General features: G+C 60.6%; 11 protein-coding genes and 1 pseudogene. 8 read left to right on the top strand and 4 right to left on the bottom strand.

Going from position 1 to position 11728, the window contains the following annotated elements; translation table 11 throughout:
- Positions 1–19: 19 nt before the first annotated feature.
- Positions 20–247: a hypothetical protein gene (locus KRR38_RS08780; protein ID WP_217400628.1), complete on the bottom strand. Its 228-nt coding sequence runs from the start codon at positions 245–247 to the stop codon at positions 20–22.
- A 262-nt stretch (positions 248–509) separates the two neighbouring features.
- Between KRR38_RS08780 and KRR38_RS08775 the strand changes: the two genes are divergently transcribed.
- Entirely contained in the window at positions 510–776 is a 267-nt protein-coding gene (locus tag KRR38_RS08775) for a response regulator transcription factor (protein WP_217400626.1), read from the top strand.
- A gap of 76 nt (positions 777–852) precedes the next feature.
- On the opposite strand, the gene KRR38_RS08770 is transcribed toward KRR38_RS08775, so the two are convergent.
- Both KRR38_RS08770 and KRR38_RS08765 read right to left on the bottom strand, forming a co-directional pair.
- On the bottom strand, positions 853–1440 hold the full coding sequence (locus KRR38_RS08770; RefSeq protein WP_217400624.1) for a DUF4118 domain-containing protein: 588 nt from the start codon (positions 1438–1440) through the stop codon (positions 853–855).
- 311 nt (positions 1441–1751) lie between these two features.
- Positions 1752–2396 carry a TetR/AcrR family transcriptional regulator gene (locus KRR38_RS08765; protein WP_217400623.1) on the bottom strand — a complete coding sequence of 215 codons (645 nt, stop codon included), beginning with the start codon at positions 2394–2396 and terminating at the stop codon, positions 1752–1754.
- 205 nt (positions 2397–2601) lie between these two features.
- Here KRR38_RS08765 and KRR38_RS08760 point away from each other — a divergent pair, with 205 nt between their 5' ends.
- From KRR38_RS08760 to KRR38_RS35895, 6 genes and pseudogenes are all read left to right on the top strand, one after another.
- Positions 2602–5070: a TonB-dependent receptor gene (locus tag KRR38_RS08760; protein WP_217400621.1), complete on the top strand. Its 2469-nt coding sequence runs from the start codon at positions 2602–2604 to the stop codon at positions 5068–5070.
- A gap of 68 nt (positions 5071–5138) precedes the next feature.
- Positions 5139–6090: pseudogene (locus KRR38_RS08755) on the top strand (alpha/beta hydrolase).
- A 97-nt stretch (positions 6091–6187) separates the two neighbouring features.
- A complete protein-coding gene (locus KRR38_RS08745) occupies positions 6188–6967 on the top strand; it encodes a phytanoyl-CoA dioxygenase family protein (protein ID WP_217400615.1) in 780 nt (259 codons plus the stop codon).
- Between the two features lie 232 nt (positions 6968–7199).
- Complete coding sequence (locus KRR38_RS08740) at positions 7200–8108, top strand: site-specific integrase (protein WP_217400613.1); 909 nt, start codon at positions 7200–7202, stop codon at positions 8106–8108.
- 6 nt (positions 8109–8114) lie between these two features.
- Positions 8115–9308, top strand: coding sequence for an IS91 family transposase (locus tag KRR38_RS08735; protein ID WP_217400611.1), 1194 nt, complete (start codon positions 8115–8117; stop codon positions 9306–9308).
- A 688-nt stretch (positions 9309–9996) separates the two neighbouring features.
- Positions 9997–10371, top strand: coding sequence for a sterile alpha motif-like domain-containing protein (locus tag KRR38_RS35895; protein ID WP_254514700.1), 375 nt, complete (start codon positions 9997–9999; stop codon positions 10369–10371).
- Positions 10372–10500: 129 nt separating this feature from the next.
- Here the strand turns inward: KRR38_RS35895 and KRR38_RS08725 are convergent, their stop codons facing one another.
- Complete coding sequence (locus KRR38_RS08725) at positions 10501–10680, bottom strand: helix-hairpin-helix domain-containing protein (RefSeq protein WP_217407175.1); 180 nt, start codon at positions 10678–10680, stop codon at positions 10501–10503.
- A gap of 245 nt (positions 10681–10925) precedes the next feature.
- On the opposite strand from KRR38_RS08725, the gene KRR38_RS08720 reads away from it, so the two are divergent.
- Positions 10926–11705 carry an MBL fold metallo-hydrolase gene (locus tag KRR38_RS08720; RefSeq protein WP_217400609.1) on the top strand — a complete coding sequence of 260 codons (780 nt, stop codon included), beginning with the start codon at positions 10926–10928 and terminating at the stop codon, positions 11703–11705.
- Positions 11706–11728: the final 23 nt, after the last annotated feature.

Genomic DNA, 11728 nt, shown 5'->3' with positions numbered 1-11728 from the left:
ATTTCTGCACGCGCAGCGGTCAATCCGCCAAGCGAACCAGAATCTCGCCGGTTGCAAGATTAACGAAGGTTTCCTCGGACGCGCGCCTAACGTCCTGTCCATCAAGCAGAAAATAGAAGGTCGACGGCATTCGCTTGGGCGGCCCGCTCGATGGTTCGCTGCTCCTGCCATCGCTCATCTCGACTATGATATGAACGCCTCCTCTTTCGTCGCGCACGCGAAAACGCGCCTTTTCAATCCAAACCATGAAATCCCATTTACGCAGCTACAACGCTCATAGACGGCCTGGGGCGCGAGAGTCCTCACGTTGAACGCGATGAGTTGAGCTTGAAATCTACCGGGACGCTGCCTCAATCCGGGACGGCAGTGCGCCGGGCGACTAATTCGTACTTGAATTCTTTACGAATTGAGGGCCATTTGTCGGAACAAATCGTTATCGGTCATATAGTTGCAATGTGGGCCGGCGAGGCGGGGCGCCAAGCTACCGCACTATTCTAGGGGGAGCCTACATGAGTGTGATTCAGCACATTCCCACGCTGACCAACCGCGAATTGCAACTCCTGATGCTCGTTGCGCTTGGCTATTCCGCCAAGGAAGTAGCCAAGCGGTGCGGCATCGCCTTTCGCACCGTCGAGACACATCTCGGCACTATGCGACTTAAGCTGCGGGCACGAAACCGCACGCATATGGTTGCCATCGCAATCGAGCTTGGACTGATTTCTAGTACTCAGATTCGTCAAGGCTCGCAGCAGGCAAATCAAGGGGCAATCGGCTGATGGCGCCGACTTTGCTGCCGTTCGAGGCGGATTTTCTCTTACCCGTAAGCTGTCGTATATTCAGGCCGCGCCCGACCTATCGAAGCGGATCGTTTGAGCTGACGGGGAAGTGCTTGGCCAGTTCCATCTGAGCGATGAAGTCCTTCATCATTTCGACGACTTCGTCTGGTGGACCGAGGCGCACGGGAGCATCGACGCCATACCAGCTTGCCCATGCTTGTCCCCCATCGAGACTGAAAACGATCCCGCTCATGCGCTCCCGCGCACCGGCCTGACGGAGCGATCTAGCCGCAGTTAGCCTGAAGAACTGAACGACCAGGATCACGAACGCGGAGTAGGTGAGGAAAACGAGCAAGGGTTCGATTTCCGACCATTGGACGTGGAAATGGTAAGGGACGCCCATCAGGACCGTATTGCAGCCGACCGCGCTGGCGACTGCCACCGCGATCGCATATCTCCATCCACAGAGGATCGTTGTCGCCAACACGAACGGACAGAAGATTGTGCATGTCTGATCGTTAATGTCAGGGGCCAGGGTGAGGCTGAAGGCCACTGGAACCGCAATAGCCACAAGGCTGGCGGCGATCGCCCATGTGCCGCGAAGCGGGGGTGTGAAAAGCCAGCTTTTTGAAATCCGGGTTCCACTTATGAAGCTACCGTGCATCACCCGACTCCCAAAATTCTGATCTCGCAGAATAGCATGAGTAGTCTCCGCCCACACCGAATGGTGCGATCTCGCTGCATTCGGTGTATCGAGAGAGATGGGCGCGGGAACCGCCGATTAGCCGCCGTTCAATTGCCATTTTGAGGTCCCTGTTAGTGGGCATTCGTTCAGCCAAAATCCTCGCGTTGTCCCACCGCGATTTCGAAAATCCCGTGGCCTAACATTGAGAGCCCGCGGCACCTCCTCCTGTTCCTCCAAATTTCGTTTCGCGTGATGAATTCGCCATGCGCCCACAAATCTGATTCGAGGGGCTAAAGATCCGGATGGACGAGAGATAACATACTACGGTTCACGGGAGTCGCTACCGCAGCAGATGCCACATCCAGAACATGGTCGATAAGGGCTTCGTCCGATGAAGGCTGGTCGAAAGGTGTGAGGCGGTTGAAAACGCTGGTTAGAACCATGATCGCGATTAGGCGCTCGCGCTCAAGTATTATTGGAAGCGGGATGCCGGTTATCTCGCTCAAGCGAGATACTATCCAGCCGGCGGTGCTTTGCAGCCTGACAAATACTTCTCCCAAGCGTTCAACATCGCCGGACACGAGTAAGGCTAGGGTAAATCGTGCGTGAGTACGGTCGCCGGCTTCATCCCGGTGATTAAGGAGGGGGCGATAGAGCACCGTTGTGAGCGCTCGCACATCAAATCGCTGATCTTCCGACAAGCTTGATAGAAGACTGTATTGTTGCGCTTCCAGCTCCGGAAGGCGCTTGTCTAAGATTGCTCGCACCAAGCCGTTGGCATCGCCGAAGTGGTACGGGATGACGTTTTTATTCCCACTGCGGGCGGCAATCCGGATCTGAGTCAGGGAGACGGCACCAAAACCAAGCTGACCGTAGAGCCGTTCGGCGACGTCCAGCAGGCGGCAGATCGTAGATTCGTCGGTTTTGCGAGCCATCCAGACACCTGAGGGAATGCTCCTTCCATCAGGAACCTGCCCTGCCTTGTCAACCGCCGGCCGGATAATCCGAAATCCATTTTAAGGAGCTTGACTTTAAATTTCGCCGTTGGCATCATAATGCATCGGATGAATTGCATTTCAATCAGTCCGGCCCAACCCTGTCACCAGCAAGGGCGTGGGCAATAAAAAGGGGAGGAAGCGCATGTCGCAAATCGTGGCGACCCGGACGGGTCTCCTGTTGTCCGCCGCCGCTATCGGCTTGATGCCCACCTGTGCACTGGCGCAGGCCGCCACCGGGGAATCTACCGGTCTCGAGGAGATCGTCGTGACGGCGCAAAAGCGCGAGCAGAGATTGCAGGACGTACCGATTGCAGTCACTGCGCTCTCAGCGGACACCCTTCAGGCCAATCGCGTGACAAACGTCGGAGATCTGTCGGGCTTGGCGCCTGGTCTGACAGTGCGCCCCGCCGCGGGCGGTTCCGCGATTCCATCGTTCACGATGCGTGGTGCGGTCAGCTATGGCGTCGTTCCTGGATCTGACAAGGAGGTCTCGGTCTATCTAGACGGGGTGTATATCTCGTCGCCGCGCGGTTCTATTTTTGACCTCCCCGATGTGCAGCGCATCGAGGTCCTGCGCGGCCCACAAGGGACGCTGTTTGGTCGCAACGCGACGGCAGGTGCGGTGAGTGTCACGACACGGGATCCCACCGGCGAAGTGGGCGTAAAAGCCACCGCAACATATGGGAACCAGGACGAATTTCGTTTCGGTGTGGGTGTGGACCTGCCGCAAGTCGGCCCATTTAGTGCTTATTTGAGCTACATGCACAACTACCGTCGGGGCGACATTCGCAATGCCAATGCAGGCATGGTCTGGAATCGCACAGCCTCGGCCTATGCACCGATTGCGACAGTGGAACGCTCACCCGAGTGGCTAGGGACGCGGGACACCGACACATTCTTTGGGGCGCTCAAGTTCGAAAGCGGTGATTTCAACACGGTCTACAAGTACGATCGGACGCGAGACGATGGAACGCCCGAAGGCACCGGCTCTGCGGGCATCAATCCGACCTTTCCTGGCGTGGGCGCCGTTCTTAACGCCATCACGACAACCCAGCCTTTCCCGGTCTATTTCGCCGCAGATGGCAAGCGCCCAGACGTAGTCAACAACGGTTGGGCGATCCCCAAGCGGCTACGGGTGGAGGGTCACAGCTTGACCAGTACGCTGCAGATCAGTGACAGCCTGTCGGCGAAGAATGTCGCTGCCTACCGCAAGTCAGAAATATTCAGCGCCTCGGCGCTCGATGGCTTCAGTGCGCTGCCGCTGACGTCGCAGGCCGCACTTGCCTACGCACCAATCGTGGCAGCTTCCACGGTACCGGGTTTCGCGACACTTCCGTCTGCAAACCAGGGCGCAATCATCCGGTCGGTGGCTTCCGGTCTGGTCGGCCTGCCTTTCGTCGCGCTGGCGACGGCGGCTCAAAGCCGCAGTAAGCAGTGGAGCGACGAGCTTCAGCTCAACTACACGTCGGACTTCCTCACCGCGACGGTCGGCGCGATCTATTTCCATTCGAAGGACTACAGTGCCGAGCATCTTTTCCAGAATACTCCGCAGTTCACGCCGTTTCCCGGCGGCGTAATCCCGCAGAGAAGTGCGGGGCGCGGTTACAATGAAGCGACCTCACTGGCCGCCTATGCGCAGCTCGAATTCCACCTGACACCGCAGCTCGATGTGGTGCTCGGGGGACGTGTGACGGACGATAAGAAGTCTGGCACCTTTGACTACGGCAACCCGCCAGCTTTGAAGCACACCGCGTTTTCCTACCACAAGACTAAGCCCAACTATCTGCTCGGCGTGAACTACAAGCCAATCGACGACGTGTTGCTATACGGCAAGTTTTCTACCGCTTTCGTGTCGGGCGGCACGGTGTCGGTGATCGCATTCGAGCCGGAAACGGCAACATCATTCGAGGCCGGCATCAAAGCCGAAATGCTCGACAAAAAGCTTCGAACCAACCTCGCGGTCTACCAAGTGACCTACAAGCATGTTCAGTCGGCGCAGTCGGCGACGAATTTCACCTCGCAGATCACAGCGCTCACCGGCGATCCAGCCCTCGCGGCATCGCTGGGCACCCTTGTCGTGGATGCAGGTACCATCAAGGCGAAGGGCTTCGAACTTGACGTCACGGCCGCGCCCGTAAGAGGTCTGACGATAGGCGGCAGTCTTGGCTTCACGGACACCGAGTTCTCCGATGTTCCAGCGCTCTTGCTATCTGCAAATGGCGGGGCCTACGTCTCCTCGCTGAGACCGGAATGGACAGGCAGTGCATACGGACAGTTCGATACCCGGCCTATTGGGGCGGGCGAGGCCTATCTGTCGTTTCGTGGTGACGCGCTTTACCAATCCCGCATGTCTCTGTCTCAAAACCCGGCTCAGCCAGAATATTCGACGTTCCTGCGCAATTACGCTTCCGTGCCGGCCTATTGGATTTTCAACGGCCGCATTGCGCTCAAGGAACTGGACCTCGGCGGCGTAAATACCGAATTGGCGATTTGGGGCCGCAATCTGACCGATCGCAAATATGCGAGCTTCGCACTCGATCTAAAGTTCGCCGGCGGTGCCAACTACATTCCGGCTCGTTCGTACGGTGCCGACCTCACCATCAAGTTCTAGTTCCTCAGACTTCAGCAGCTTGCCCGCATCGTTTTCGGGCAAGCTGCAAACATGGATATGATCGCGCAATGCCTCTTCAGCCGAAGCTCAAAGCGCTTTTCGATGCGCAAAGAAGTTCGCCGCCAATGCCAACAGGCCTGGGACCTGCCCAGCTGCGCTCGCAGATGCATGCGATGATGGAACAGAGCTTTTTCGCGTTCGCTACTCCCCATGAGGCCGTCGCAATTGAGCGGGATATCATCATTCCTGGACCTGGGGGTGAGATCGCGCTGCGTCTCTATCGCGCAGTAGCTTCCGAGAGCGAGACGCCTTGCCACGTCTACTATCATGGCGGCGGCTTCTTTCTCGGCACGCTGGATCACAGCGACACGGCATGTCGCGCTCTTGCCTCTGATCTCGGTTGCACCGTCATCTCGGTCGATTACCGGCTAGCACCTGAACACCGTTTTCCTGCGGCTGTCGAAGACGCTTATGCGGCATTGTGCTGGAGCTCCGACCACGCAGCAGAGCTCCGCATCAACGCATCTTGCATCTCGGTCGGGGGAGGTAGCGCGGGCGGGAATCTCGCGGCCGTCGTCTGCCAGATGGCCCGTGACCGGAACGGTCCCGCGATAGTCGCGCAGGTGCTGGAGATCCCGGTGACCGACTTTACCAGTGACCGGGTCCTCGATTTCCCTGACGAAGACATAGTGATCGAAAGCGCGAAGAAGTATGCGCCAATCTATCTGCGGGGCGATGCGGACGCTCGAAATCCCTTGGCATCCCCCCTTGCTCGCCGGAAGGCTAAACGATCTGCCTCCCGCATTGGTGATGTGCGCGGAGTATGATCAGCTTCAGCCCGAAGGCGAAGCCTATGCGCAGCTGCTCTCGGGCGCCGGCGTCCCAACGACCTATCAGTGCTGGGCGGGTCAATTCCATGGTTCCCAGGGCTTCGACAAGCTCATTCCTGACGAGGCCGCCAAATATCGGATGAAGATCGTGGACTTTCTGAAAACGGTTTACTCCTCCCGGGGCAAATAGACCGCTTTATTTCGTGGGCCATATTGGGCTGGCCAATGATCGCGGATGCCCCTTCCTGCCTCTTCGAGTTTCAGATTCAACCTAGAGAGAGATGAAATTGTCTGCCCCCCAGCCGACTGTGAGCCTTGATGATGGCTTCGCGGACCTAGCCGACTATGGCGCCTGCGTTATTTCAGATGCGCTTGAGCCCTCACTCCTCGCGGAAATCCGGACCGCTGTGTATCGCGCGTCGGAGAATGACCGGCAGTACGGTTGGGGCGATACCTACCAATACGGCAACGACGACGGCATCAACCAGCGTATTTGGAACCTACCGAGCCGGGACCCGGTGTTCTGCCATCTCGCCGAACTCCCGATGGTCCTGGAGATCGTAAAACGTGGGTTGGGTTGGCCGGCATTGCTGTCCAGCATGGCCGCTAACATAACCGGTCCCGGCGGGGCGAGCATGGTGGTGCATGCCGATCAGGGTGTGATCCCCGAGCCCTGGGGATGGGATCGACCAATGGTGATCAACATCGGTTTCTGCGTCGACGACTTCACGGCCGAAAACGGCGCGACGCGCGTGGCGTTTGGAAGTCATTTGCACAACTGCAATCCCGATCGGTCTGCACCTATCGAATTGTCTTGCGTGGAGGTGCCCGCTGGCAGCGCGCTGGTTCTGGATGGCAGGACTTGGCACACGAGCGGAGAAAACCGCTCTGCCTCGCGCCGTGCCGGCATTTTCAGTGTCTATACCCTGCCGATATTCATGCCGCAGGAGAACTGGTTCCTTTCACTCAACCCCGCCGTTCGGCAATTCGGCTCGGAGACGCTGCAGACGCTTCTGGGCTTTCGGCCGCAGGTCATGGGACGGGTCAACGGAATGCAGCGCCTCTGATCAAGCAAGACAGGCCCCTTGGCAAAACTTGACCTGCAGTCTGATAACCGGTCAGCGGCAGTCTTTTGGCGGCTCCTGAGAAACTGGCCTTTCCCGCCGACATGTACGAACCCGCTGGCGCGGGAGTGGTGCCTGGGTCTGATGTTGCGATGACCGCGGGAGGTTCGCGCTTCAGTTGAGCGAAGCCCAAGGCGGGCGGACGCTCCTGACTCCTTCAACAAGGAGTCGACCGATGATCAACACAAGTTCTGACATTCCCGCCACGTCGCTGCGCGAGCGCTTCGTCGAAGACATGAACGTGCGCCGGCTATCGCTGGCAACGCAGCACAACTATCTCCGCGACGTTACACGGTTCGCGAACTGGCTGGGCCGTCCGCCCGATCGGGCGACCGACGAGGATTTGCGGCGATACCAGATCGAGCAGAGCGAGACAGGCCTCGGGGCGCCGGCCATGAATATGGCGGTCTCAGCCTTACGGTTCTTCTACACTCGCACGCTGGGTCGGCCGGACCTGACCCGCAAGCTCCACCGGGTGAAGCACCCACGCTCGCTGCCCACGGTGCTCAGCCGCGACGAGGTCATGCGGATGCTCGATGCCACGACGAGCATCAAGCACCAGGCGATCCTCTCGGTCGCCTACGGAGCCGGCCTTCGCGCGTCGGAGGTGACCAGGCTCAAGGTCCGCGATATCGATAGTGAGCGCATGCTGCTCCGGGTTCAGTGCGGCAAGGGCGGTCGGCACCGCAACGCCATGCTGGCGCACGACCTGCTGGTACTTTTGCGCGAGTGGTGGAAGATCGGTCGGCAGCAGGGTGTGATGTATCCCGACGGTTGGCTGTTCCCCGGGCAGCATTACCTGAAGCCGATCTGCTACCGGCAGGTCCATCGTATCGCTGCCGAAGCGGCCCATGCGGCGGGCATCACCAAGCGGGTCGGACCACATACGCTGCGCCATAGCTTCGCGACCCATCTGCTCGAAGACGGCGTGGACATCCGCATCATCCAGGTCCTGCTCGGCCACGCCCAGCTGACGACCACGTCACTCTACACGAGGGTGGCGACCCGGACGGTGAAGAACGTGATCAGTCCGCTCGATCGGCTGAGCATGTTCCCAGGCTCGCAGGCGGCGCCCGACGGCTGAGGCGGCTTGCGCACCTCGCTCGAGGTCGCCGACATCTTCCGCGCTGCTGGTCCCGGCTACCGGGCCGCCCATGCCGGGCATCTGGGCCTCATGCAGCTCAAGGTGATGACGGCGATCGAGAAATGCCGCACCGCTGCGCTGGGCGGTCACGTCGAAGCCTGCGAGGACTGCGGGCACTGGCGGATCGCCTACAACAGCTGCCGCAACCGGCACTGCCCCAAGTGCCAGGGCGCGGCGGCGCGAACCTGGCTGGTCGAGCGTGAGGCCGACCTGCTCCCGGTCGGCTACTTCCACGTTGTCTTCACGCTGCCCGCCGAGATCGCCGACATCGCCTGGCAGAACAAGGCGGTGGTCTACGATCTGCTGTTCCGGGCGGCGTCGGAGACGATGCTGACCATCGCCGCCGACCCCAAGCACCTCGGCGCGCGCATCGGCATCACCGCGGTGCTCCATACCTGGGGCTCGGCGATGACGCACCATCCGCACGTGCACATGATCGTTCCGGGCGGCGGTATCGCGCCGGATGGCGCACGCTGGATATCGTCGCGACCGGCGTTCCTCCTGCCGGTGCGCGTGCTCGGCGCGCTGTTCCGCAGGATCTTCGTCACCCGTCTGATCCAGCTGCACGACGCCCGCCGGCTCGCGTTCTTCGGCGAGAGGGCGCGCCTGACCGACCGGCGAGCCTTCCTTCGCCACCTCTCCCCGGTCCGGAAGAAGCGCTGGGTGGTCTACGCCAAGCCGCCGTTCGCCGGGCCTCAGGCCGTGCTCGCCTATCTATCCCGCTATACCCACCGCGTGGCGATCTCGAACCGCCGCCTGATCGCGTTCGACGAGCGCGGCGTCACGTTCGGCTACAAGGACTATCGCCGCGAGGGACCAGAGCGCCAGCGCGTCATGACGCTTCCCGCCGACGAGTTTATCCGGCGGTTCCTGCTCCACGTCCTGCCGCGCGGCTTCCACCGCATCCGGCACTACGGCCTGCTCGCCGGCTCTACCCGCAAGGCCAGCATCGCTCGTGCCCGCGAGCTTCTCTGCGTTCCCGCGAGCACGGAAGAGCCCAGCCCGGACGAGCCGCCCGATCAGCGCCCGCCATGCCCATGCTGCGGCGGACACATGATCATCATCGAGGCCTTCCAGCGCTGGCAGCAGCCCAGAGCGCCACCGACGATAGCATTGCCCATCCGGGAGACCACGCCATGACCCGGCATGGCCTGCACGCAATCCATCCCTGCCAAAGCCGCATCGCAGGGGAGCATGCGGCTCGTCCGATGCGCCACTCTCTTCCAGAAAGGGCCATCAAAAGGTGGGTCGGCCCATTGATCGCGCCTTTGCGGCCGGGCCGTGATCGGCCTTCTGGTGGCTGGACAATACGGCCAGGCTCGCGGCCATCCGCTTGCGAGCTGCACCGGAATCCTAAATCCCCATAGCCCAGCGCCTGCGGCTCCGCGGGTCGTACACGTCAGGGTTTAGTACGCCTGACGGCGCCCGAAACCCTTCGACATTGCTGCCGTTCGGATTCTCATTTGGTTTCCCTGAAACCGGCCATACATTCACGTCCCAAGGCGCGCGCGATCGAGGGGCAACGGCTGAAGAAGACTTCGAGTTGGAATCGTTGCTCCAGGTAGTTGCTTGGCTTGTTGTTTCCCCCCACCGCGCGCCAGCTGAAACAGCTCGGAGTCGAAGTGACGGCGCACGGTTCTCCCAACTTTGATCACAGCGTCGATCCGCTGGGGTTACGCTTGGAGTGAGTTCGTTGCCGAGCACTTGCTCTAGGTTTGCATTCCGGCTCCGATAACGGCGCTTCCGTGGAACATAAATAGAACAAACATAATGACGGTGTCCTGCTCTCGGCTTACGTTCGGTCTCCGATTCGCTGAGGAGACATGGAATGGACCGCCCGCCGCAGGCCAAATCGCTCACCGTCGCTGTAGAGATCGGAGGTGAGCCGCAGGTACAGTTCGATTTTGCATCAGGTATCGAGCCGGTGCCGCTTCCGGAAGAATTGCCGCTGGTCATGGGGCAGTTCGAGGACCTTGCCCCGGCGCCTGAACCTGAACCTCGCCAGCCATTCGCGGAGTGGTTGCTCGGGCAAAGGGATCGCAAGGGATGGATAGGTGATCTCGCCAAGGCAGCGAAGGCCGACAGGGATTTTCCCAGGCGCGGCGGACCGGAGGAGGTCCGCAAACGGCTTCAGCAGATGGGCGCAGACGGCGATGTGTTCGAGGCGCTCGACGATGCGGAGCTGGACTGGGCTAGCTTCTGATGTGGACCGAGGGGGTAAACTGCTCACCAGCGGCCGGCGGAGCCGTGGAGGCGATCGACCATCCAAGGTTGCCAGTTGGTCGCTTGGTGATCTGTCATCAAGGCATTCGCAAGCAAGCCAAGGGTGAGTTCAAAGGGCTCCGGCGATGAGGCCTGCGTCCGGTTCGACTTTGCCCGAGAGCCCCGGGACTTCGTCGAGCTGGCGCACCTGCGCAAAGCGGCCTCGTTCCTCGCGGTAGCGCACGATTTCGAAGCCGTGTCCCTTCAGGCACGGAACAGCGTCGAGTTCCGCGGCCGTGGCCCGGTTGATATCGACCCGCTTGAGTTCCCATTTTCGCCTCTACAAAATGCCGCGGCCCACCCGGGAAGAACGCTGCTTGCTTGCGCCGGTTGCCATGGCTTGCGGTATCTTCGAGCATCTGCGGGAGTTCCTTCGAATGCCGTCCGCCGCCTATGCTGGCGGCGGCCAATGGGCTGTGTAAAAAGAAGGTGGGCTTGCCGGCGCTTCTTGGGCGCCTGAAATGTTTGCCGGCGCACACCTAAGCGGAGCAGCAAGTGACGTTCACGGTCGCGGATCGATGGTTCGAGCTCGCCAGGCTGGCGGACGGCGTTACCCACATCTGGGAGCCGCATGTCCCGGCTCTGCTCCGCTGTAACATCTGGCACGTCCGAGGCCGCCACCGGGACCTTATGGTAGACACGGGCCTTGGCGTTGCCAACCTGCGCGAGTTCGCGCGCGAGATCCTCGATAAGCCGGTTACGGCCGTCGCCACGCACACCCACATCGACCATATTGGCGGTCACTACGAATTCGACCACTGCATCGTGCACAGCTGCGAGGCGGAAGGGCTGCGCACCTGCTGCGGTGACTTCACGCTCGCAGGGGAGGATTTCGATCCCTTCGAAATGGCCAGCCTGCGGTTTCCGGAGGTGCTCGGCTATGCCATCGAGGGCCCGATCATCGACGCCCTGCCATCGGCGCAATTCGATCTTCGAGCCTTCCGCCTTCGGCCAGCGGCCAACGTGGAAGCCGTCGAAGACGGCGACGTGGTCGATATCGGAGATCGCCGTTTCGAGGTCCTCCATCTTCCTGGCCATTCTCCGGGGTCAATCGGCCTGTTCGAAGCGGAGACCGGCATGCTGTTTTCTGGAGACGCGCTCTATGATGGTCCGCTCATCGACACGCTCCACCATTCGAGCATCCCGGCCTATGTCCGCTCGCCCGAGCGCCTGCTCGAGCTTCCTGTGCGGATCGTTCATGCAGGACACGATCCGAGCTTCGGGCGAGAACGTCACGTCACGCTGATCAAAGAGGCGCTGCAGCGCTGGCGGTAACATGGGTCTCGCTCATGATCACC

Origin of the sequence: Novosphingobium sp. G106 (genome assembly GCF_019075875.1) — a bacterium.
In the GTDB taxonomy this organism is placed as follows: Bacteria; Pseudomonadota; Alphaproteobacteria; order Sphingomonadales; family Sphingomonadaceae; genus Novosphingobium.
The sequence above is the reverse complement of the archived record's forward strand: the minus strand, read 5'-3'. Positions and strand labels throughout refer to the sequence as shown.

Bases quoted from the DNA above. Each gene is read 5' to 3' on its own strand.
- KRR38_RS08780 (WP_217400628.1), bottom strand. From the start codon at position 247: ATGGTTTGGATTGAAAAGGCGCGTTTTCGCGTGCGCGACGAAAGAGGA.
- KRR38_RS08775 (WP_217400626.1), top strand. From the start codon at position 510: ATGAGTGTGATTCAGCACATTCCCACGCTGACCAACCGCGAATTGCAA.
- KRR38_RS08770 (WP_217400624.1), bottom strand. From the start codon at position 1,440: ATGCACGGTAGCTTCATAAGTGGAACCCGGATTTCAAAAAGCTGGCTT.
- KRR38_RS08765 (WP_217400623.1), bottom strand. From the start codon at position 2,396: ATGGCTCGCAAAACCGACGAATCTACGATCTGCCGCCTGCTGGACGTC.
- KRR38_RS08760 (WP_217400621.1), top strand. From the start codon at position 2,602: ATGTCGCAAATCGTGGCGACCCGGACGGGTCTCCTGTTGTCCGCCGCC.
- KRR38_RS08740 (WP_217400613.1), top strand. From the start codon at position 7,200: ATGATCAACACAAGTTCTGACATTCCCGCCACGTCGCTGCGCGAGCGC.
- KRR38_RS35895 (WP_254514700.1), top strand. From the start codon at position 9,997: ATGGACCGCCCGCCGCAGGCCAAATCGCTCACCGTCGCTGTAGAGATC.